The organism is Candidatus Accumulibacter sp. ACC012, assembly GCF_907163155.1.
In the GTDB taxonomy this organism is placed as follows: domain Bacteria; phylum Pseudomonadota; class Gammaproteobacteria; order Burkholderiales; family Rhodocyclaceae; genus Accumulibacter; species Accumulibacter delftensis.
Genome location: NZ_CAJQUC010000019.1, coordinates 41282 through 63180, shown reverse-complemented (window position 1 = coordinate 63180; position 21899 = coordinate 41282). Strand labels below are relative to the sequence as shown.

Below are 21899 nucleotides of genomic sequence, written 5' to 3'. Positions count from 1 at the left end.
GCTCAGCGCAGACGTTCTAGCAGGTGGTCGCCGACGCGCAGGGCGTTGGCGATTGCCGTCAGCGAGGGGTTGACCGCGCCGATGCTGGGAAAGAAGCTGGTGTCCACGACATAGAGGTTATCGACTTCGTGTGCCTTGCAGTTCACGTCGAGGACCGAGTTGGCGGGATCGCTGCCGAAGCGGCAGGTGCCCGCCTGATGGGCGACACCGGCGATCGGAATGTGTTTCCCGAAGTAGAGATTGTTCGGAATCAGGTGCGAGTGCATGTCCATGTGTTCGAGCATCGACTGCAGTTTATGGCGCAGGCGATCGAGTGGCTCGAGGTTGGTGAACTCGTAGTGCAGCTTGATCGCGCCCTGCGCATTCAAGGTCACACGGTTCTGCGGCAGGCCCAGGTCTTCGCTGGTCAGCCAGAAATCCACCGCGTGCCTGGCCGTCTGATCGAGCGTGAAACCCGGTGCAAAACTCGATGCCTCTTCCCTGAACATCGGCCCCTTGGACTTGCCGAGCATCTGGATGTTGCCGAGCGGAAACTCGTAATCGCTTGCGCCAAGGTAGAAATCGTTGATGGTCAGCGTTTTCTGAAACTCGGTGTTGTTTTCGCGTCGGGAGAGCGCGACCAGGGCAATGGCGTTGTGGAACATGTAATGGCGGCCGACCATGTCCGAGCCGTTGGCCAGACCACGCGGATGTTTCGCGTCGGCCGACATCAACAATAGCCGCGCCGAGTTGGCTGCGCCACAGGAAACGACGACCACTCCGGCAGTGAATTCCTCGCGCCGGCCGTCGCGGTCAACGACGACCTTGCTGACCTCGCGGCCGCTGGCACTGGTCTCCAGTCGGTGGACATGCGCGCCGGTGAGCAGTGTCACGTTCGGATATTGCAGGGCGGGACGAACGGCGATGACTTCGGCGTCGGCCTTGGCGTGCACCAGGCAGGGGTAGCCATCGCAGGAATCACAACGGATGCAGCGGCTGTTCGGCCGATCGGCCTCGTCGAGCAGGATCGCGCTCGGCGCATACGAGGGGTGATAGCCGGCACGGCGCAGAGCATCGGCGATTTCCGCGATGCGCGGCTCGTGGCTGACCGGCGGATAGGGATAAGGTGCGCTGGCCGGCGGATCGGTCGGATCGTCGCCACGCTGGCCGTGCACCTGATAAAGCTGCTCGGCCTGGGTGTAATACGGTTCGAAGTCCGCGTAGCCGAGCGGCCAATCGGGCGTCAGGCCGTCCGCCGTGCGGTGGGCGGTGAAATCGTGCTCGCGCAGACGGAACAGCGCCGCGCCATACATCTTGGTCGCGCCACCGACAAAATAATGGACGCCCGGCTGGAACGGCTTGTCGTCGCGATCATGCCAGGTGTCGCTGGAAACGTAGCGATTCCTGACGAAGACCTCGTTTACATCCCAGTTCTGTTTTTCGCGCGGCAGATAGTCGCCCCGTTCAAGAATCAGGATGCGTTTGCCGGCTGGCGCGAGTTTGAGTGCCAGCGTGCCGCCACCTGCGCCGCTACCGATGATGATCACATCGTAGGCATGGTCTTTGCTTATTCCTGGTCCTTGCTCGGCATCGCCGCCTTTGCTGCTGGCCGGGCGACCGGCAGTGAGTCGAACTGGCTGCTGCCGGGCTGAAGAAGTTTCGCCACCAGCCCCGTCCAGCCAGTCTGGTGTGAAGCGCCCAGGCCGCGACCGTCGTCGCCGTGAAAATACTCGTGAAAAAGAAGGTAGTCGCGAAAATGCGGGTCGCTCGACAGCTTGGGATGCGACTTGAGCACCGGCCGCTGGCCGTCTTCGCCCTTCAGGAAGAGGCCGCTCAGGCGACGGCTCAATTCATCCGCCACCTCCTTGAGGTTCAGAAACCTGCCGGACCCGGTCGGACACTCGACCTTGAAATCGTCACCGTAGTAGTGGTGAAACTGCTGCAGCGACTCGATGATCAGGTAGTTGACCGGCATCCAGACCGGCCCGCGCCAGTTCGAGTTGCCGCCGAAGAGACCGCTTTTCGACTCGCCCGGCCAGTAGTCAACCTCATAGCTCGCGCCGCCAACGTCGACGCGGAAAGGTTCGCGCTCGTGGATTTTCGAAAGCGCGCGCACGCCGTAGGGCGACAGGAAACCACTCTCGTCGAGCATGCGCCTCAGCAAGGCCTTGGTACGGTGGCCGCGCAGCAGCGAAAGCAGCACGCGATTGCCGCTGCCCGGGACACGCCAGTTCGAGATCAGGGCAGCCAGCGCCGGACGATGCTCGAGGTACCATTCCATGCGCGCCGAGAATTCGGGCAGTTGCGCGACCAGTTCGATGTCCGCGGGCTGCACGGCAAACAGCGGAATCAGGCCGACGATGGAATGTACGCGCAAGGGAATGTTGCTTCCATCGGGAAGACACAGGTGGTCGTAGTAAAACTGGTCGGTCTCGTCCCAGAGGCCGGACGACTCGTCGCCAACGCCGTTGATGGCACCGGCGATCGACAGGAAGTGCTCGAAGAACTTGCTGGCGATGTCTTCATAGACGTGCTTATGCACCGCCAGCTCGGCGGCGATACGCAAGAGGTTGAGGCAGAACATCGCCATCCAGCTGGTGCCATCGGCCTGGTTGATGAAGCCGCCGGTTGGCAGGGGCTTGCTGCGGTCGAAGCAGCCAATGTTGTCGAGTCCAAGGAAGCCACCCTGGAAGATATTGCGTCCCTGTTCGTCCTTGCGGTTGACCCACCAGGTGAAGTTGAGCAGCAGCTTTTGAAAAACGCGTTCGAGAAACACCAGGTCGCCGGGGTCGGACGGATCGCCATGCTCAGCCTCACGTCGCTGCCGGCGATCGATTTGAAAGACGCGAAACGCCGCCCAGGCGTGCACCGGCGGATTGACGTCGCTGAACTCCCACTCGTAGGCCGGTAGCTGACCGTTGGGATGCATGTACCACTCGCGGGTCAACAGGACCAGCTGCGACTTGGCGAACTCGGCATCGATCACCGCCAGCGGCAAGCAGTGGAAAGCGAGGTCCCAGGCGGCGAACCACGGATACTCCCACTTGTCCGGCATCGACAGGACTTCGGCACTGGCGACATGCTTCCAGTCGTGGTTGCGGCCGCGTTTACGCGCCGCCGACGGCTGCGGCTGGCTGGCATCGCCGTCCAGCCATTTGTGCACGTCGTAGTGAAAAAACTGCTTGCTCCAGATCATCCCGGCAAAGGCCTGGCGCTGCACGAGACGCTCGTCGGCGTTGTCGATTTCGCCTTGCAAGTCGGCGTAGAACTGATCGGCTTCGTTTCGTCGTTGGGCGAAGATGGCGTCAAAGTCGGCGAAGGGCGGCGCGGTTTTCCCGCCTGTCGAGCTCGGTGCCAGTCGCAGCCGCACCCGCACGCTGCCGCCCGCGGGCACGCTCAGTGAGTAAAGCGCGCCGGCCTTGGTTCCGCTTTGAGCGGGATTCACCGCCGCGGTATTGCCGGCGACGACCAGCTCGTGAAAGGCATCCTTGAAGAAGCCTGTCGCCTCGGGCTGGTCAAAGTGACGCCTGGCGTTGGTTTCGTTCTCGCAAAAGAGCAGACCGGGCGCGCAATCACTCTCTCCCTCTCCCTCTCCCTCGCCATCGCAGTCCAGGCGGTAGCTGCCCAGCTCCGGATGCTCGATATTGACGCCTCCAGCCACGGCCGAGAGCATGGGTTTCGGCATTCCCGCCTGCCACGACCAGGTGTTGCGGCAGCACAGCTGCGGCAGCAGCGACAGCTTCGCCGCCTCGGCGCCGCGATTGTGCACAGTCACCAACATCAGGATGTCATCGGCTGCCGCCTTCGCGTATTCGACGAAGACGTCGAAGTAGGCATCATCGTCGAACAGGCCGGTGTCGAGCAACTCGAACTCGGCCTCCTCCGCGCCGCGCCGCTGGTTCTCCTGCAGCAGCCGGGCGTAAGGGAATGCAGCCTGCGGATACTTGTAGAGCATCTTCAGGAAGGAATGTGTCGGCGTCGCGTCGAGGTAGTAGTACAGCTCCTTGACGTCCTCGCCATGATTTCCCTCGCTGTTGGTCAGGCCGAACAGGCGTTCCTTGAGCAGCGGGTCGCGGCCGTTCCACAGGGCCAGCGAGAGACAGAGCAATTGCCGGTCGTCGCTGAAGCCGGCGATGCCGTCCTCGCCCCAGCGATAGGCACGACTGCGGGCGTGCTCGTGCGGCAGGTAGTTCCAGGCGTTACCGTCGGGGCTGTAGTCTTCGCGGACGGTGCCCCATTGCCGCTCGGAGACATAGGGACCCCAGCGGCGCCAGTCAGCGCGGCCAGCCTTGTCGTCAGCGAGGCGTTGTTTTTCGGCGGACAATGGCTGCAAGCCTTTCAGTGGGCTGAGTCGGGATCATGGTCGTCGGCGAGTGTCACAGGTGACGTCGTCACACCCGGCGTGGCGTCGAAACTGTCGCCAAGCGCCAGATGCAGGCGGACACGGTTGGCGCCCTGGATGGCACGCAGTTTGATGACCACCGCCTGACCCTGGAACTGCGCCGATTGCAGCTGCGCGACCCAGAGCAGGTCCCGGCGCCCTGCCCGATACTGAATGGTGGCAATGCGCACGGCGGCGCTACGGCTGAGCACGGCTTGTTCCTCAAAAGGTATGCGCCTGGCCAGCAACTGCTCGTTGGCCAATCCGCTCTCGACTTCGCGGAAGGCAGTCAGCATGAGCGCGCCGTAAGCGGCGACCGCCTGCGCCTGCTGCGCGCTGGCGATCTCTATTTCTGCGCGCAGCGCGCCGCCTTCGTAAATCGGGATCGACACCCCGATTCCGGCGGCGGCCAGCCACGGATTGAGGCGCAGCAGCGAGAGCAGATTGTCGCCGAGTCGGCCAGCGGCCAGTGACAGGGAGAAATCAGGCAGCAGCGCCAGTTGCGCGGCTTCCTGCTGACGGAAAGCGGCGAGCACGGCGCGCTCGGCGGCGACGATGTCCGGGCGGCGTTCGAGCAGCGCGATGGGGGCCCCGGCAGCGGCGGCTGGCGGCAGCGTTGGGTACGACGACGCTACCGCCAGCTCGGCGGCCGGATAGCGGCCGAGCAGCACCTCCAGGGCACGGCGGACTTCGCCGGCGGCCTGGCGAGATCCTTCGAGATCGCCCCGTGCCGTCTCGAGCTTGGCGCGCACGTCAACCACGTCGAGGTCGGAATCCTTGCCGGTGGAACGTCTGATTTCCACCAGCTTGAGCAGCTCCCCGAAGACCTGCACGGTCTGCTCGCCGAGTTCGACCAGCTGCCGCGTCTCGATCGCCAGGTACCAGGTCTTCGCCACCAGCGCCGCCAGCGATTGCCGGGCATGCGCATAATCGAGCGCACTGACTTCGAACGCCGCCTCGGCCGCGGCGCGTTGGGCGCGCAGCCGACCCCAGAGGTCGACTTCCCAGGCCACCCCGACGTAGGCCAGCGTGCTGTTGAAGCTGTCGTCCTGATCCTTGTCGCGAATGCTCCTGGCGCCGAGCTGCCCACCGATCTGCGGCGCCAGCTGCGCGCCGACGACCAGCAGCTGCTGCTCGGCGACTCGCACACTCTCCGCGGCCACGCGCAGGTCGATGTTATTGGCAATGGCCTCGGCAACGATGGCCTCGAGCAGCGGATCCTGAAAGGACTTCAGCCAGCCGTCGGCAACCGGTCCGGCCGTGCTCTCCGCCTGCCAGGCAGCGGGAATGTGCGTCGTCGCCGGCAGCGCCTGCTCGACGACCTCGGATTGCGTCAAGGGGGCCTGCAAGGCACAGCCGGCCAGGGCGACGAGTCCAAACAGCCCGCCGAGCAGGAGGATGATTGGCGCGCGCATCAGCCGTTGAAGGGGTACAGCCAGTTGAACCAGCTGTAGGCACGGATGCCGATCTTGCGCAACACGACGAAGCCGCTATCGGGGTTGGTGTAGATCGTCGCCCGGCCCTGGGTACCGATCGGAAACTTCGCTTGATCCTCGTCATCCAGGTGAATGGCCACCGCGAACTGCCCCTGTGGCACTTCGACCGGCACGTAGGAAAAATTCGGCAGCGTACCGCTCGGCAGCATCTGCCCGGCACCACTGCCCTGCCCGATGGCCGCAACCTTGCCGCGGAAGATCTGCCCGGGACAGAGATCAATCGCCGCCTCGACGATCTGGCCTGGCTTCACGTACTTGAGGTTCTCCTGGAAGAAGTTGGCCAGCAGGTAGCGATCGGCATCGCAGATGAAAGAGGCGATGGCGCCGAAACGAATCTCGCCGGCGACCATGCCCGGACGTACCTGCAGGTTGATGATGTAGCCATCCTCGGGCGCCACCATCAGCGTGTTATCGAGATAGTAGCGCGCCTGATCGAGGTCGGCCTGGATCTCGGCGACGGTCGTATTGACGCCATTGATCTCGGAGCGATAGCGCAGCCAGGCGCGCTTCTCCTCGGCCTGCGCTTCCTTGACACCGGCCGCATGGGCCGCTGCCTGGGCGCTCCATTTCTGGGCGTCTTCCTCGGGGCCGGCGCCCTGCCTGGCCAGCTTGATGGAGAGTTTTTCCTGGTATCTGGCGTACTTCAGCTCGCTACGCAACTTGACGACCTTCTCGACGCTGATCTCGATGTCGCTTTTCATCACCAGCACGTTCTGCGTGGCCTTGGCCAAGGATGCTTCGAGCTGATTGACCTTGTATTGATAGGGACGACGGTCGAACTGGAACAGCGGCTGCCCCTTCTTGATCGGCACGTTCGGAGCGACCAGCACGGCGGTCACCAGCGTCGGTTCGGGTAGCCGCGGGACCAGCTGAATGGTGTGCTGGATGAGCTTCGCCTCGGTGGCATAGGGGGCGACGAAACGCAGGCCGAGCATGAAGATGATCAACAGATGCAGGCCAACGGAGACAGACACCACCCCCCAGGCGATGTTGAACTTCATCCACTTGAACTTGAAGAACACCAGCCACACCACGAGAGCGTAGCCAAACAGCAGCACAAAACCGAATAGCATGGGGATCGCTCCTCGTCAGCTCGGCGCGCCGCTGGCGGGTGGGGGCTCGGTCCTTGCCCTGGCCGGCGCGGCGGCCGGCGTGCCGCTAAGGCGGGCGATATCCTCGTCGATGGCGCGTGCCTCTTCGCGCGGGAAGCGTCGGATGTCGATGATCTCGGTCGGTTTGAACGCCCAGATGAAGGCTTGTACCCACGGGTAGATCGTCGGCAGGAGGCCCGCCCAGCCCATCAGCTTCACCGCTTCCGCCTCGGGGTGATTGCGCGCCAGAGCAATCCGGCCGGGCAACCCGGCAAGCCAGACAAAAATCATCAGCACCGCTACACCGGCGGCAAGGGCAGTGGCGAAAGTCGCGTAATCCCAGAAATCGAGTTCGAAGCCAAGCATTCCTGATCCCTCCCAAGAGCTGTGTTCGTATCCGCAGCGGCATCATTCCTCAGTCGCAGACGCGGCTTGCACGGCAAGCCTGGGCGAATCTTGCCACGAAAAAGCCCTCGCAACCGCTACCGTCGACGCTAAGCACCGGCGCGTCATCTCTCGCCCGCTGCCTTAACGCTGGTTTCGGCAGCCTTTTCGGCACCTGGGCCGGGCAAATGCAGGTAAGCGCCCGTGCTCCGACGTCCAACAATCTCGATCGCCAACGAGTGGGCGATCTGGTGTCGAAATAATTTACACTCGCTCAAGAAATAGACAAAGAAGAAAGCGAAAACTGTTTCCATATCAATTAATTGCCGAAAAAGGCCTAAATTTTGCTTATTCCTTTCGCCGATTGTGCAACTGTCTTGAGGCTCACTCTCGGAATGACGGTGGCTGGGTTTCCGGTGCACACACCACGCCGCGGGAATTTGACGATTCAGAAGCATGCAATGATCGGTTTCACGGTGGTGACCGAGAACGCGAAACACTGCGGGACTGGTGCGCCAATCCAGCGCGATCGAATCAAACGCGTTCCTGTCAGCCGAATGGCCGAGGCATTCACAGCGTTGCCGACAGGTATCCCGTTCTCGTGTTCTCCCGACTGCCGATGGCAAGGAGTTTTTGCGATGTATAAACCGATAAATGAACAAAGCAAAGACTTGATTGGCGAGCAAGACATGCTTTCCCGCAGTGCGCTGGACGCTGCGCTGCGTGCTTATGCCGAGCAGCCCCAATTTCGCAGTGCGACCGGGGACGAGGTAATCTTCGATAACCCTTTTCACCGACCGGTTCGCGCACAGGATTTGTCTTTTCTGGATTTTTCTCGACCTGTCGATCAAGACCACGTTCATGCCTTGTGCTCACTCATGGGCAACCGCATGCTCTTCAACATCTATGAGGCGGATCTTTCCTTCGTTGGCGAGTCGCTTTCGCAGCAAGCTCACACCGACCGCGCCGCGTTCTACTCGACTGCTAACCGAGTGCTCGGCGAGCGCGTGCGCGGTGCGCTGGAGCGCCACTGTTTTGCCTGGATTGACGATGCGCTGCACGATACGGACGAAGAACCGGCGAGCCTGATCGAGCGCTCGCTCGCCGAGTTCGAGAACTCGGCGAGCGCCGTCGCCCATACGATCGAGGGATCGGCTTCCAGCACCCGCATGGCGCAACTGCTAGCGATTCAGATCTGCGGTCCGCTGCGCGCTCGCGACTTCGCACGCCAGCGCTACGTGGTCGCCGGTCTCGATGGTCACTGGAACGAGTGGATCGCCGCTGCTGCAGGGGTAGTACCCGCCTGGCGCAGAGCCTATCCGGCTTTGGCGAATGCTGCGCAGCTGAGCACAACTCCGCACGCGTATTGGCAGTTCTACCTGGGATCGCAGCTTGCCGTTGCCAACTATCTGGCTCGCACATTGAGGGCACCGAGCCGCTTCTTTGAAGCTGCGGGCGCCATCGTCGCAGATCGACTTTGCTCACTCCAACTCGCCCGCTGTTGGCGCGAGGTTTTTGTTTCGGCATTTGGCAGCGATATGTTCTGGTCGAGCGATGAGCAAGGCGGCGGCAGCGACGCTCTGTGTAGCGAAGCCCTGAAACTGCTCGAAAAAACGCCGGGAGCAGAGCAAGCGGAGTGCTTGAACGCCTTCAAGCGAGGCCTCCAGGGAATGTGCCGGGTTTGGGTCGCTGCCAACGAGGATCTCGGGCGGCAGATCGCTTGGGCGGGTCACCCCGCCGAGCATCGCGCGCTTGCCGAAGATTACATGCGCATCATCCGTGATCGGGCTTTGGCGGTAGCCATGGAAACCTACGTCGAGCCATCGAGCGAGCGATCGACAACGCACGTTCACGATACCGACCGGCTGTTGGTCATCGAATCGGGCGAGATGGATTTCTGGCACAGCTACGGCCAGCCCTTGCATTTCGAGCCCGGCGACATGATCTTCGTGCCCAAGCATCGTTTGCATGGCTCAGTCGTCACCACTGACCAGTGTGTCTATCACCAGCCGATCGTGGACGCAAAGCTGCGCGAACTCGTCGATCGACTGCGATCAACGCACTAGCGGCTTGATGCCGTGGATGCGACCCTCCTTTCGGACACTGCCGACCTGGCAACAGCGAATGCCGAACAGTGGCGGTCCAGTCCAGACTTGGCGCTAGACGCGGTATGGCTGGCAAGGCACAAGCTGCGCCCTGAGGAACTGCTGATTGCCGCATTCGGGCTCGTCGTGGCGCAGATCCACGACGCCGATTTGGTAAACCTTGGCGTCGTCCTCGATGGCTCATCAGGAACGCTGCACTCCTTACAGCTGACCACCTCGCCGTCGCAGGATCTCGTTCAGCTATGTCGCGAAATCGGGCGCCAAACTCGCCGACGCAGCAGCGACCCGGCAGCGGAAGCCTTCGACGCCCGGCTGACCATCACCCACTCGCGCCGGGCTATTCCGGCTGCCGTGCCCGCAGCATCTGGCCTTGCTCTCGAGCTTGTTCTCGATGGACTGCGCGTAAGTGAAATCGCGATTACCTACGACGATCGGATCACTGCGCCAGCGCTGCTGGAGTGGCTCGAGCGCGGATTCCTGCGCGCCATTGCCAGCATTCCGAATTGTTGCGTCAGCAAGGATATCGAGTGGCTCGCTCAGGACGAATACGATCGCATCGTCTATCAGTGGAATGCGACCAGCGCACCCTACGCCTACGAACAGTGCCTCCATTGGCTTTTCGAAGCACAGGCGCGGCGCACACCCGATGCCGTCGCACTGGAGATCGACGGGCAAGCGCTTTCCTACCACGAACTCGAGCGACGTTCGCGTCAGCTGGCCTGCGAGCTGCGTAATCGTGGCGTTGATTGCGACGTGCTCGTACCGCTGTGCGCTGAGCGCTCGCTGGCCATGGTGGTCGGAATTCTCGGGATACTACGCGCCGGTGGCGCCTACGTGCCGATCGATCCACGCTTTCCTGCCGACTACAACGCGCGCGTCGTCGAAGACAGTGCTCCGCGACTGATCGTCACCGAGTCACGATGGCAGGCCCATATGGCGAGCTTCGGGCTGCCGGTGCTGCTGATTGACGAACTTCCCGTAGCCGGCGAGCCGGCATTCTGCATGCGACTCGGGCGGCCAGAGGGGCTTGCCTGCGTGATGCATACATCGGGGTCTACAGGAGTGCCCAAAGGGACTCTCCTCGAACACCGCGCGCTTCTCAACAATCTGTTCTGGTTGCAAGAGCACTGGCCATTGAGTGCTGGCGAGGCGGTACTGCAGAAAACGCCCTTCACATTCGACGTCTCGATCAAGGAGTTCCTCTGGCCGCTTTGCTTTGGTGGGCGACTCGTCCTGGCGCAAGCGGGCAAGCATCTGGACATCCCTTATCTTGGCAAACTCATACAGCAGCACCATGTTGCCGTGGCTCACTTCGTACCATCGATCCTCCAGGCTTTCGTGGCGCTACCGGGCGTTGGCGCCTGTACCAGCCTGCGCTTGGTGATGTGTGGTGCCGAGGTGCTTCCGCCTGAATTGGTCAGCCGCTTTTTCGCCGTGCTCGAGGCCAAGCTTCTCCACCTTTACGGGCCGACCGAGGCAGCCATCTCGGTAACCGGATGGGAATGTGATCCGCGCTCAGAGCCCCTGCGCGCCGTCCCTTTGGGGCGGCCCATGGCCAATGTGCAAATCCACGTGCTCAATCGGGCGCAGCGCCCAGTTCCTCCTGGTGTCAGCGGCGAGCTTTATATTGGTGGCATCGCCCTTGCACGCGGATATTTGCGCCAGCCCGGCCTTACCGAGCAGTGCTTCGTTGTCGACCCGTTCGGCGTTCCGGGGAGTGTTGGCCGTCTCTATCGATCCGGAGACCGCGCCCGCTACACCGCTGACGGTGTCATCGAGTTTCTCGGTCGCTTCGATCAGCAAGTGAAGATCCGTGGCGCCAGAGTCGAGCCAGGAGAGATCGAGAACACGCTGCGCAAGCACCCCGCCCTGGCGCGCGTCGCGGTCACTGTGCGCGCCGACCGCAACGGACAGAAGCGCCTTGTCGCCTACGTAGTCGGCAGGGCTGGTCCGGCTCCCGGCCCCGCCGACCTGCACCAGTTTTGCCGCGCGAAACTCCCGGGTTACATGATGCCCAGTGCTTTCGTGGACCTAGCGCAGCTACCTCTTCTCGCCAACGGCAAGGTCGACTACGGCGCATTGCCGAACCTGACTTAGGCATCAAAGGAGAACGCGTATGCTTGCCACCGAACCGTCAGTAGCGTCTGACTATCGCGCACGCCTAATGCTTGGCGACAGGATCGGCAGAGCCGTTCAGCCACCCGACTGGTTTGCGGAGTCCTACGAGATCTTTCAGGCAATCGTTAGCAATCCCGCGTACCCCTGCCACTTTGGTAGCGCTGCCGAGAGCCGAGGTGAACTCTATTACACGATTGCCGATTCATGCCCCGGACAAACACTGGCGCGAACCTTGCAGAATTTTCTTGCCAGTGCCAGGCTCGCCGCGCGCCAGAGGCGAAACCTGACGATATTCTTTCCCCCCGACGAACGGCCCCTTGGCATTACAGACTACCAGGAGCGATTTTGGTCCACGCTTGAGGCGCTATCCGAAGCCGATCCAAGCCCTTGGCCAGAGCATATTTCGTCGCAGCCCGACAGCCCGGATTGGGAGTTTTGCTTCGCTGGCGAGCCAATCTTCGTTTTTTGCGGTGCCCCTTGCTACCGGCTGCGCTCCAGTCGCAATCTTGGCCCCGGAATGATTATCCTCATGCAACCGCGCAGCTCGTTCTTCGGTATCGAAGGCGACTCGCGCGCTGGAATTGAAGCGCGGAAGAAGACCCGCGAACGGCTGGCGCAATGGGACCAAATGCCGGCGCACCCCGACCTCGGGGTCTACGGCGATGCGGCGAACCGCGAATGGAAGCAATACGCACTGCCTGACAGCAACTCGCGGGTGACCGGCAAGTGTCCCTTTCTCAACACGGGAGCAGGAGGCCTGGGAAACCCTGACGTCCACATGGGTGATACCGCGCCGGTTAATGGCTGCGAAAGCGGCCATTGGTAGACCTTTGGCAGGGGCTATTCTCCAGAACACCCTGCTGGGCGTGATTGACCATTCGCCATGCCTCTCCTGCGTCCACGAGTTGCTGAAACGCCACCGAAAGCCCGCTTTGAGCAAGGCCGGACAAAACACCTCAGAACATCAGCCGCGCCAGCAACAGGCCCGTGGACACGGCGGTAGCGGTGGCCACGAGGCCCGGGATCATGAACGAGGGATTGAGCACGTACTTGCCGATCTTGGTGGTCCCTGACAAGTCGAAGTTGATCGCCGCAATCAGGGAACCATAGGTCGGAATGAAGAAGTCGCCATTGACCGACGGAAACATCGCGATCAGGAATTGCGGTGGAATCCCGAGCACGATCCCCAGCGGCATCAGCGCCCGGGTCGTCGCCGCCTGACTGTAGAGCAGCACCGATGAGAAGAAGAGGCCAAAGGCAAAGGTCCACGGCGCGACTTCCGCCAGATGCCCGATCGCCGGCACGATGACCTCCTTGTTGGCAGCGATGAAGCTGTCACCCAGCCACGCCAGACCGAAAATCCCGATGACCGCCACGACGCCGGCGCGGCGCGTCGCCGTCTTGGGAACTGCGTCGACATTCACCCTGGTCAGCATCAGCATGATCGCCGCGACGGACATCATCACCACTTCGATCACGATCGGCATGCCGATGGCGCCCTTGGCGCCGCACAGCTGTCGCAAGTCGGGGAAGAAGCCCAGCAAGACGACCAGCGCGACACCGCTCAGAAACAGGTAGGCGGAGATTTTGGCTGCTGGCTTGTGCGGCTGTCGATCGGCGGCCGCCTGCGGTGCGGGTATGTCGCCAGCCGCCAGGCGCGCCCGGTACTCGGGATCGTCCTTCAGATCCTTGCCGAGAAACATCGAGACCAGGGCGCCGGCCACGACACCGGTCAGCGTGGCCGGAACGCAAATCATCAAAATCTGCGGCAACCCCCATTGCGTCATCCCCTTTTCGGCGAACAGACCAATCATCGCCGCCGTCGCAGCCGCCACGGGACTGCCGGTGATCGCAGTATAAACGGGCCCAGAAACGATGATCCGCCAATGGTCGGCTCTCCCAAATCGGCGACAGGGAGTTAACGACTAGGCCCGTGTCGACTTCGACGACGGGTTCCCGTCGTGGAAGTGCCTCGGCCAGTGGCAAAGACCAGTCAAGGTCAAACCTAGGTGATGAACGTAACCGACAAGAAAGTTGCTGCGGCCTTATTGGCCTAGTCACTTCCTACTGAGCATGGCGAACAAAGGAGGCCGGGTGCGCGCTTCCGTTGGACTTTCGATAGAGCAGGCAGGAGTGCTAGCAAACGCAGGCGCGCCGCTCTTCTGAACCGCTGGTCCTCTTCGACCACGCGGCCAGGCAGGATTCGCGCGACGCCGGCCGCTAATCAAAACACAGGCAGCACAAGGCTGCTTTCAGCCGGTCAAGCCTGGAGGCGGACTGAATACTGAACCGGTGTCGGCTCGTTCGATCCTCTCATTTGGCGACCGTGTTCGCCGGATGCCGATGCCCCTTGGTCAGGTGTTGCACGATGCCGAGCAGGGACGCACTGGTCAGGCCGAGCATCAGGATGCCATTGAGCGCCTCGAGCGGGCCGAGGAGTTTCCGGTCGGTGCTCATGACCACGTCCCCATAGCCAAGCGACGTAAAATTGACGCCCGAGTGGTAAACCGCCTGATGGAAATCCGCGAACTCTCCGAACCACAAGAACAGGGCGCCCCACAGCATGATCTGCAGAAAATTGCCCAGCATCATGACCACCATCGCCATCAAAAGCCTGCGTGTACCCGTGAGCAGTGCACTGCCGAACCCCGGCTCGTCCGAGTGGCGCACCACGTAACGGACGCTCCAGAGAGAGAACATCACCTGCAGGGCCAGGCACATCATCATCGTCAGCAAGCCGATTGCCAGGTTAATCAGTATCATGCCGAACATCTCCTTCAGCTGTGGTGGAAGAACAGGGCCTCGCTTCTCGACGCGCGCCAGCGCTCGAGCAGCCAGACGGTCGCCCAGGCATAGAGCGCGACGCCGACGAACAGGCAGACACGAACGGCGGACGCCGCGAGCACACCCTTGCCGCTGGCGCTGTCCTCGATCGCCGGCCCGAGCAGGATCAGCATCGTTATCAGCGCGTTGCTCCAGAATGAGGGCGAGAAGGGCGTCGCCTTGACGCGGAAGAGCCGCGCGCCGGCCCACAGGGCGGCCGCCATTATCCACAGCATCAGCATCCACAGGTTCGGCCACAGCGACAGGCCGAACCATACGAGCAGAGCCATCCCCGCCCCCATCAGGGTCGATCCCAGCAGTTCCCGACCGGCGGAACGGGTATCTGTCGAACCGGCCTGCTGGCCCAGAGACACCGTCTTCATGATCGCCGCCAGATAGAACGAGGGGTCGGTGAGGGCCAGAACGAACACTGGCAGCACTACCAGCGTGCCGCGCAGGGCGATCCAGCTTGCCGTCTCACGGCTGGGGCGTGGTGGCTTGGCTGCCTTCGCGGCCGGCTCTTGCGCGTCGGGAAAGAAGGCATGCGAAAAACCGCCGACCAGGCTGCCAACGGCGATGCCAACGGCCAGCGCCACGCTGATCGCGGTGACGAGCGCCTGGTCGGCCACCCCGGCGACCGGGATCAGCGTGAAGGCCACGACCAGAATCATTGTCAGCGGGTTGCCGGTGCGGATACCGAAGAAGAACAGCGCGTAAAGGATGACCCCCGTCAGAAGCACGCCGGCCAGCGCGTAGTTCTCCAGCAAGGGGACCATCAGCACCCCCATCACCAACAGTCCGGCAAACAGCAGGGCGATGACCACGGCCTTGGCCGGCGGGATCGGCGGGCCCGGCTTGCACAGCACCACCATTGCCATCAGGCAGACGATGTACGGAAGCGACAGGGCCAGGCCGTAGGCAATCAGGACGGCCAGACCGAGTCCGACGGCCAAGCGCAGAACCGCCTTGTCAGCCGGAGCGATCATGATCGGCTCAGTAGAGGTAGGAGAGCCAGCTCATCAGGCGGATGTAGGCCGCGCCGAGCGTGTTCATCAGGAAGTTGTCGCCGGTGTAGACCATCACCTCGGCCTGACCGCCGATGCGTACCTTGCCCAGACGCTTTGCCTCCGTCGCATCGAACTCGACAGCCACCGGGAAGCGCTGCGCCTGGCGCAGCCAGTCGCGACTGTTTTCGATCGTCGGCAGCGTTCCCGGCGGCGCCTGCTGGGCGGAGCTGACGCCGCTGCCAACGCTGCGCACGCGGCCTTTCAACACTTCGCCGGGGAGCATATCGAGAACGATTGCCACTTCGTCGCCGGGTTCGAGGTTGCCGAGGTTGTTCTCGGTCATGTCCGCGCTGATCCACAGGTCGCGGATCGCAATCAGCGTCATCACCGGCGCACCTGCCTGTGCGAACTGACCGACTTCGGTGCGCAGATCGGCGACACGGCCGCCGGCGGGGGCGACCACTTTCGTGCGCGCCAGGTCGAGCGCGGCCTTTTCGATCGCCGCGCGCGCGCTGCGCAACTGTGCGTTGTTGTCACCGGCCTCGCCGGCGGCTTCCTGCGCCTTGCGCACGTCGGCTTCGGCAGCCTTTGTCCGGCTGCGCGCCTCGACCCCTGTCGCCTGTGTGACCTCCAGTCGGCGCACCGATATCGCGCCGGGATCCTCGGCGTAGAGCGCCTCGTGCCGCGCCGCGTCCTTTTCGGCCTTGACTTCATTGGCCTGCGCTGCCTGCAGCGAGGCGCGCGCGGCGGCCACGGTCTCCACCGCGGCATTGACTGAACTGCGCACCGATTCGAAGTCCGAGCGGCTGCGTTGCAGCGCGATCCGGTATTGCTCCGGGTCGATGTCGAAGAGCGCTTGCCCGCGCCCCACGTCGTCGTCGTTCCTGACGTGAACCGCGAGCACCTTGCCCGCCACCTCGGCGGCCACCGGCACCACAAAAGCCTGGACGCGGGCCTGCGAGGAGTACGGAGTGACGCGATCGGCGGCAAAATACCAGAGCAGGCTGCCGCCGATCAGCGCCAGCACGACCGTCGCGCCGATACGGCTTGCCTTCCCCGCTTGCGGCGCTTCGCTGGCGGCTACGGTCGACGGGTCCTGGCTGGACGATTCCTGGCTCATCGTGCTTCCCTCTCTGGTGTGATCTGTGGCGGACCGGCATCGGGTGGCGGCAGAGGCACTGCCAGCATCTCCCGCCAGGCGCTGCGCTCGGCCATCGTCTCGCGCGTCGCGTCGTCAACCAGCGGCCGCTTGCGCCCCTGCTGCCAGCCACCGCCCATCGCCTTGTATAGCGTGACCAGGCTCTGTGCAACATTTCCCATGGTGTTGACCTGCCGCTCCTGCTGGCTGAACAGCGCGCGCTGCGAATCGAGTACGCGCTCGAAGCCGGCCATCCCCTCGCGGTACTGGAGGGTGGCGATAGCGAGCGAACGCCGCGCCGCCTTGACCGCCTCCTCGAGCAGGGGCAGCTGGTCGCGGTTGGCGACGAAGCCGGCGGCGGCGTCATCGACTTCGCGCGCCGCCGCGAGCACCGTCCCCTGGTACTGCTCATAGAGTTGCTGGAAGCGAGCGTCCTGGACCAGCACCTCGTTGCTCAGGCGGCCGTGGTCGAAGACGTTCCAGACCAGGCTCGGGCCTATTCCCCAGGCGAGTGTCCGCGGCGAACCGGACAGCGACGTGGCCGAAAGGCCGAGCGATCCCAGCAAGGCAATCGACGGGTAGAGGTCGGCGACGCTGACGCCGATCAGCGCCGACTGCGCCGCCAGTTGCATCTCCGCTGCGCGCACGTCAGGGCGGCGGCGCAGCATCCCTGCGGGCATGTCGGCGACGACCGCGAGCCCGGTCTGCGGGATGCGTTGCCGGCCTGCCGCCATTTCCGGCAGGGGTCCCGGCGAGCGGGCGAGCAGTACGGAGAGCGCGTTTTGCGTCTGGCGCAGGCTGCCCTCCAGTTGCGGGATGGAGGCAAGCGTGCTCAGGTACTGCGACTTCGCCTGCTGCACGTCGAGTTCGGAATCGTTGCCGTGCTTGAACAGCCGTTCAGTGATCTCCAGACTGCGCTTCTGTAGTGCGGCGTTCTCGTGCGCGATCGTCAGGCGCAACTCAAGGGTGCGGATCGCAGCGTATAGAGAGGCGGTCTGCGCTGCCACCAGCACCTGCATGTCGTCGTACTGGGCGATGCTGGCGAAGTAAGCGGCGTCGGCGGCCTCGATGCTGCGCCGGAACTTGCCCCAGAAATCGATTTCCCAGCCGACGCCAAAGCCGATGCTGTACGCCGTCAGCGCGCTGTCCGGCCCGCTGCTGGCCTCGCTTCCCGTGCGCAGTACCGCGCCGGTCACCTGCTGCTGTTGCGGATAGAGCAGGCTGCCGGCGATCGCCAGTTGCGCGCGCGCCTCGAGGATGCGCATGCCGGCTGTGCGCGCGTTCGGGTTGGCGCGCTGCGCCTCGGCGACCAGCGCATCAAGCACCGGGTCGTCGAAGTTGCGCCACCATTCATCGCCCTCCGGCCGCGGACGCTCGCGCTTTTCCGCTACCAGCGTCGCCAGCGAGCCACCCGACCAGCCAGCCAGCGCCGGCACTTCGGGCCGCTTGAAGTCCGGCCCGACCGCCACGCAGCCGCCGAGCAACAGCGCAGCAGCGAGAGCGGGCAGGCGCGGGCCGGTGGCGCCGGCGAAGCACCGCCGCATCGGCTCAGGCGGTGGTGGAGGAGGAATCGGCAGCAGGCCGTGTCGATGTCCGTTCCGGATTGTCAGCCACCCAGCGCATGAAGATCTGGTAGCCCAGCGCCAGCAAGGTCGCGCCGATGAACATGCCGAGGATGCCGGTCGTGGCCATGCCACCGAGTGCGCCGATCAGGATCACCGGCATCGGCGCATCGACGCCGCGGCCGAGCATCAGCGGTTTCAGGACGTTGTCGGCCATGCCGCCGACGAACAGCAGAACGGAGTAGGCGGCGGCGGCAACGGTACCGTAGTCGCCGCTCGTCCAGATCCAGCCGATCACCGGCAGCGTGACGAGCAGTGCTGGCAACTGTGCGATGCCGAGCACGAGGACGACCACGGCCAGCACGCCGGCGAACGGGACGCCGGCGATCATCAGCGCGACGCCGATGATCAGCGCCTGAATACAGGCGATGCCGATGACGCCCGAGGCGACGGCACGCACCGTCGCCGTCGACAGCGTGGTGAACTCCTTGCCGCGGGCCAGCCCGGCGATACGTTCGAAAATCTCCAGCATCGCCTTGGCGCCCGCTTCGCCCCAGGCCATCATGATGCCGGCGACGATGAACGAGAAGATGAACATCAGCAGGCCACCGCCGAGGCCGGCGACCATGCCCAGTGCCTTGCTCGCCAGTTCGCCGATCTTCGGCTGCATGGTCTTGACCAGTGCCGGCAGGTCGGCGTGCGCCTGCGACCAGAACTCATGCACTTTCTCGCCCACCACCGGCCAGGAAGCCACCTTGTCGGACGGCGCCGGCACCTGGATCGTGTTGTCGCGCACGCCGTGGACCACGCCTTGCACCGAGTCGCCGAACTGGCTGGCCAGCATGACGGTCGGCGTGATGATGACCGCGACGGCGAGCAGCACGATGAGCGTCGACGCGAGCCCCTGCTTGCCACCGATCCGTGCGGCGAGCATCTGGTGCAGCGGATAGATCGTGATCGCCAGGATCAGCGCCCACAGCATCATCGACATGAATGGCGAGAAGATTTTGTAGCACAGCAACACCAACGCCAGGACCAGGCCGGCGCGGATAAAGACGTCGAGCAGGCGACGTGACAGACGGTCTTCCAGTTCGTGGTCGGGTTCGCGAGGGGCGGTCATCGGGGATCTCCTTCTATGCGGCGGTGAATGGGGCCGGCAACGGTGCTGGCGGCACGCCACCCCATGTGGCGGCGGCGTGAATGTAGCACACCACAGCGTCGCCACGCATGACATGCCAGCTGACGCTATGAGCTTGATTCATCGGCGAATTCGAAGCGAACGACGAGAACGAAGAGCAACGGGAGCGGCCTGGCGACCTGCCGGAAATGCGGCGAGGATTTGGACGAAGCGAACCTATCGAGCAGAGGAGACGGTCGAAGCGTGCTCTGCAGCTGGCGAGCACGGCATTCGACCGCTACTGTCAATCAATACTTGATGTCCCGCTTCTCCTCGCGGCCATCCTGTTTCGTTTCGCGCTTGTCTTGCCGGCACGCGGCGTTGCTCTGCTGGTTGGTGGCCCGGCAGTCGACCTTCTCCGAGCGCGCGTCCTGTTTGGCTGACTGATTGGTATCGCGACCTTCCTGGCGTTGTTGCGACTGGTCGGTAGCCAGGGCGGCACCGGATAGCGCCAGGAGTCCGACGGCGGTCAGCGTCCCGACGGTGCGGCGCCAGATTCCGATTCTTGATTCGCTCATGTTCACGCTCCTCACTTGTCGACGTTGCCACTGATCAGGTTGTCGAAGGAGAACAGCTCGTCCCATTTTTCCTGGCTCAGCAACTTGCGTTCCTCGACGACGATTTGCTGCAGCGACTTGCCCGTCTCGTAGCCCTCGCGCGCTATTTCAGAGCACTGCTTGTAGCCCAGCGACTGCTTGAGCACGGTAACAATGCCCAGCGAGTTGAGAACCATGTCGCGCGAATGCTCGGCGTTGGCGGTGATCCCGCGCACGCAGTTCACGCGCAGGCTGTTGACTGCATGTTCCATCGTGAAAATGGACGTAAACAGTGCGAAGGTGATCACCGGCTCCATGACGTTGAGCTGCAACTGGCCGGCCGAGGCGGCCAGCGTGACGGTCAGGTCGAGGCCGATGACCAGGAAACTGGTCTGGTTCACAACTTCCGGAATCACCGGATTGACCTTGCCCGGCATGATCGACGAACCGGGCTGCATCTGCGGCAGATTGATCTCGTTGAAGCCGCAGCGCGGCCCCGAGGCGAGCAGGCGGATATCGTTGCAGATCTTGGTCAGCTTCGCCGAAGTGCGCTTGAGCACGCCGGAAAGCTGCACATAGGCGCCGGTGTCGGAAGTCGCCTCGACCAGGTCGCCGGCCAGGATCAGCTTGACGCCGGTGAGGTCCGACAGGCAGCGCGTCACCTGCTCCGGGTAACCGCGCGCGGCGGTCACCGAAGTGCCGATCGCCGTCGCTCCGAGGTTGACCTCGTGCAGCAACTGGCGCACGTCGGCGATGCGGTGCACCTCCTCGCCAATGGTCGTTCCCCAGCCGTGGAATTCCTGTCCGAGCGACATCGGAACGGCATCCTGAAGGTGCGTGCGACCCATTTTCAGGACCCCCTCGAACTCCTTGCCCTTGGCGTGGAAAGCATCCTCCAGGCGGCGCAGCGCATCCATGTAGCTGCTCAGCCGCAGGATCAGCGCCAGCCGGAACGCCGTCGGATAGACGTCGTTGGTCGATTGCCCGCAGTTGACATGATCATTGGGGCTGACGAACTCGTACTCGCCCTTCTTGTGGCCCAGGCTTTCGAGTGCCAGGTTGGCGATCACCTCGTTGGCGTTCATGTTGGTCGAGGTGCCGGCGCCGCCCTGGATGAAGTCGGTCACGAACTGGTCGTCCATGTCGCCAGCGATCAGGCGGTCACAGGCTCCGATGATCGCGTCGGCGATCCTGGCATCGATGACGCCGAGATTGCGGTTGGTCAGCGCCGCCGCCTTCTTCACGTACCCGAACGCCTTCACGAAGAACGGCTCAGCCGACATCGGGATGCCGGTAATGTGGAAGTTGTGCAGGCCGCGCAGCGTCTGCACGCCGTAGTAGGCGTCGTCGGGCAATTCCTTCTCGCCCAGGAAATCCTTTTCGATTCGTGGCATTGCGTTTCCTTTCGCTTGCGTGAGAGGCGACTGCCACAGCAGCTTGACAGCCGTGTTGGAGAAAACCGATCCGGTGCGCCTGCGAAGCCAACCTGCCAGGACACGCCTGCTGCAAGCTTACGCCACATTCCGGCCCGCGAACGCAGCACTCAGCGGAGTCTGCCCGCCACGACCGCCTTTATTCCAGTCACTGGCTGGACAGGCATAACTTTCCGGATCGTTTCCAGCACCTCGCGGCTCTCGGAGAGCGGCATTCTCAGCGTGCGCGAAGCAACCGAGACGAATTCGATGAGGATCGACACGCCGATGATGCCGCCCGCCTTGATGATCTCCTTAACTCGCCATGCTTTCGCTTCGTCGGATGAAAGCAGGTACAACGTACCCTGCCGGGTAGGCAAGAATCGCTTTTGGCTGACGTCTGTCTGCCTGAAGCGGGGCACTGTCGCCGCTGTAGTCAGCCGGGCAGAAAGCTGTCACCATCGTTGCGGACCGTCGCGTCGCAGGCGATGCAGTGACCTTGCAGCCGCTCAGCGGTGTCTCGCCGGCAAGCTTGCATGAAATCACTGAGGGTCCTTGCTAACGATCATGACACTCGAGAGACCCCGGATGATGAAAGTCATGACCGTCCCCCCGGCCCTTCTCCCGCGAGGGGAGAAGGGAGTTTCGTGAGTCGCTTGCGCGACTTTCACATTGACAGTTGAACAGGCT

The 21899-nt window shown here is 63.2% G+C and carries 18 protein-coding genes; 3 read left to right on the top strand and 15 right to left on the bottom strand.

Annotated elements, in window-relative coordinates:
* Window positions 1–2 precede the first annotated feature (2 nt).
* From QZ648_RS18250 to QZ648_RS18225, 6 genes are all read right to left on the bottom strand, one after another.
* Window positions 3–1526, bottom strand: a complete 1524-nt coding sequence (locus tag QZ648_RS18250) for a GMC family oxidoreductase (protein ID WP_291997893.1) — start codon at window positions 1524–1526, stop codon at window positions 3–5.
* Between the two features lie 20 nt (window positions 1527–1546).
* On the bottom strand, window positions 1547–4303 hold the full coding sequence (locus QZ648_RS18245; RefSeq protein WP_291997892.1) for a glucosidase: 2757 nt from the start codon (window positions 4301–4303) through the stop codon (window positions 1547–1549).
* 14 nt (window positions 4304–4317) lie between these two features.
* Window positions 4318–5775, bottom strand: a complete 1458-nt coding sequence (locus tag QZ648_RS18240; RefSeq protein WP_169065463.1) for an efflux transporter outer membrane subunit — start codon at window positions 5773–5775, stop codon at window positions 4318–4320.
* Window positions 5775–6929 (bottom strand): efflux RND transporter periplasmic adaptor subunit, encoded by a 1155-nt coding sequence (locus tag QZ648_RS18235; RefSeq protein ID WP_169065464.1) that lies wholly within the window; start codon window positions 6927–6929, stop codon window positions 5775–5777. Before QZ648_RS18235 ends, QZ648_RS18240 begins: the two co-directional genes overlap by 1 nt.
* Window positions 6930–6944: 15 nt before the next feature.
* Window positions 6945–7313, bottom strand: a complete 369-nt coding sequence (locus tag QZ648_RS18230; protein WP_169065465.1) for a DUF3302 domain-containing protein — start codon at window positions 7311–7313, stop codon at window positions 6945–6947.
* Window positions 7314–7456: 143 nt separating this feature from the next.
* Entirely contained in the window at window positions 7457–8194 is a 738-nt protein-coding gene (locus tag QZ648_RS18225) for a hypothetical protein (RefSeq protein ID WP_169065466.1), read from the bottom strand.
* A gap of 27 nt (window positions 8195–8221) precedes the next feature.
* Here QZ648_RS18225 and QZ648_RS18220 point away from each other — a divergent pair, with 27 nt between their 5' ends.
* Genes QZ648_RS18220 through QZ648_RS18210 form a run of 3 tightly spaced genes read left to right on the top strand, consistent with a single transcriptional unit; the run spans window position 8222 to window position 12380 of the window.
* Window positions 8222–9397: a cupin domain-containing protein gene (locus QZ648_RS18220; RefSeq protein ID WP_169065467.1), complete on the top strand. Its 1176-nt coding sequence runs from the start codon at window positions 8222–8224 to the stop codon at window positions 9395–9397.
* 12 nt (window positions 9398–9409) lie between these two features.
* Window positions 9410–11533, top strand: a complete 2124-nt coding sequence (locus QZ648_RS18215; protein ID WP_169065468.1) for an amino acid adenylation domain-containing protein — start codon at window positions 9410–9412, stop codon at window positions 11531–11533.
* Between the two features lie 19 nt (window positions 11534–11552).
* Entirely contained in the window at window positions 11553–12380 is an 828-nt protein-coding gene (locus QZ648_RS18210; RefSeq protein WP_169065469.1) for a YqcI/YcgG family protein, read from the top strand.
* A gap of 130 nt (window positions 12381–12510) precedes the next feature.
* On the opposite strand, the gene QZ648_RS18205 is transcribed toward QZ648_RS18210, so the two are convergent.
* The 9 genes from QZ648_RS18205 to QZ648_RS18165 all read right to left on the bottom strand — a co-directional run bounded on the left by QZ648_RS18205 (window position 12511) and on the right by QZ648_RS18165 (window position 21568).
* The gene (locus tag QZ648_RS18205) at window positions 12511–13404 is read right to left on the bottom strand and encodes an anaerobic C4-dicarboxylate transporter family protein (protein WP_291998013.1); all 894 of its coding nucleotides are present in this window, start codon (window positions 13402–13404) and stop codon (window positions 12511–12513) included.
* Window positions 13405–13867: 463 nt separating this feature from the next.
* Window positions 13868–14317: a two pore domain potassium channel family protein gene (locus QZ648_RS18200; RefSeq protein ID WP_211203634.1), complete on the bottom strand. Its 450-nt coding sequence runs from the start codon at window positions 14315–14317 to the stop codon at window positions 13868–13870.
* 14 nt (window positions 14318–14331) lie between these two features.
* Window positions 14332–15363, bottom strand: a complete 1032-nt coding sequence (locus QZ648_RS18195; RefSeq protein WP_211203635.1) for a DUF2955 domain-containing protein — start codon at window positions 15361–15363, stop codon at window positions 14332–14334.
* Between the two features lie 7 nt (window positions 15364–15370).
* On the bottom strand, window positions 15371–16504 hold the full coding sequence (locus tag QZ648_RS18190) for an HlyD family secretion protein (RefSeq protein ID WP_169065471.1): 1134 nt from the start codon (window positions 16502–16504) through the stop codon (window positions 15371–15373).
* The gene (locus tag QZ648_RS18185) at window positions 16501–18066 is read right to left on the bottom strand and encodes an efflux transporter outer membrane subunit (RefSeq protein WP_169065472.1); all 1566 of its coding nucleotides are present in this window, start codon (window positions 18064–18066) and stop codon (window positions 16501–16503) included. Before QZ648_RS18185 ends, QZ648_RS18190 begins: the two co-directional genes overlap by 4 nt.
* Before the next feature lie 4 nt (window positions 18067–18070).
* Entirely contained in the window at window positions 18071–19204 is a 1134-nt protein-coding gene (locus tag QZ648_RS18180) for an AI-2E family transporter (protein ID WP_169065473.1), read from the bottom strand.
* A 305-nt stretch (window positions 19205–19509) separates the two neighbouring features.
* Window positions 19510–19779, bottom strand: coding sequence for a hypothetical protein (locus QZ648_RS18175; protein WP_169065474.1), 270 nt, complete (start codon window positions 19777–19779; stop codon window positions 19510–19512).
* An 11-nt stretch (window positions 19780–19790) separates the two neighbouring features.
* Window positions 19791–21191 (bottom strand): aspartate ammonia-lyase, encoded by a 1401-nt coding sequence (locus QZ648_RS18170; RefSeq protein ID WP_169065475.1) that lies wholly within the window; start codon window positions 21189–21191, stop codon window positions 19791–19793.
* Between the two features lie 149 nt (window positions 21192–21340).
* On the bottom strand, window positions 21341–21568 hold the full coding sequence (locus QZ648_RS18165; protein ID WP_169065476.1) for a hypothetical protein: 228 nt from the start codon (window positions 21566–21568) through the stop codon (window positions 21341–21343).
* Between the last annotated feature and the right edge of the window lie 331 nt (window positions 21569–21899).

Coding starts and splice junctions, on each gene's coding strand:
- QZ648_RS18240 (WP_169065463.1), bottom strand. CDS start 5,775: ATGCGCGCGCCAATCATCCTCCTGCTCGGCGGGCTGTTTGGACTCGTC.
- QZ648_RS18235 (WP_169065464.1), bottom strand. CDS start 6,929: ATGCTATTCGGTTTTGTGCTGCTGTTTGGCTACGCTCTCGTGGTGTGG.
- QZ648_RS18230 (WP_169065465.1), bottom strand. CDS start 7,313: ATGCTTGGCTTCGAACTCGATTTCTGGGATTACGCGACTTTCGCCACT.
- QZ648_RS18225 (WP_169065466.1), bottom strand. CDS start 8,194: ATGAACGTGGTCTTGATCGACAGGTCGAGAAAAATCCAGAAAAGACAA.
- QZ648_RS18220 (WP_169065467.1), top strand. CDS start 8,222: ATGCTCTTCAACATCTATGAGGCGGATCTTTCCTTCGTTGGCGAGTCG.
- QZ648_RS18210 (WP_169065469.1), top strand. CDS start 11,553: ATGCTTGCCACCGAACCGTCAGTAGCGTCTGACTATCGCGCACGCCTA.
- QZ648_RS18200 (WP_211203634.1), bottom strand. CDS start 14,317: ATGATACTGATTAACCTGGCAATCGGCTTGCTGACGATGATGATGTGC.
- QZ648_RS18195 (WP_211203635.1), bottom strand. CDS start 15,363: ATGATCGCTCCGGCTGACAAGGCGGTTCTGCGCTTGGCCGTCGGACTC.
- QZ648_RS18190 (WP_169065471.1), bottom strand. CDS start 16,504: ATGAGCCAGGAATCGTCCAGCCAGGACCCGTCGACCGTAGCCGCCAGC.
- QZ648_RS18185 (WP_169065472.1), bottom strand. CDS start 18,066: ATGCGGCGGTGCTTCGCCGGCGCCACCGGCCCGCGCCTGCCCGCTCTC.
- QZ648_RS18180 (WP_169065473.1), bottom strand. CDS start 19,204: ATGACCGCCCCTCGCGAACCCGACCACGAACTGGAAGACCGTCTGTCA.
- QZ648_RS18175 (WP_169065474.1), bottom strand. CDS start 19,779: ATGAGCGAATCAAGAATCGGAATCTGGCGCCGCACCGTCGGGACGCTG.
- QZ648_RS18170 (WP_169065475.1), bottom strand. CDS start 21,191: ATGCCACGAATCGAAAAGGATTTCCTGGGCGAGAAGGAATTGCCCGAC.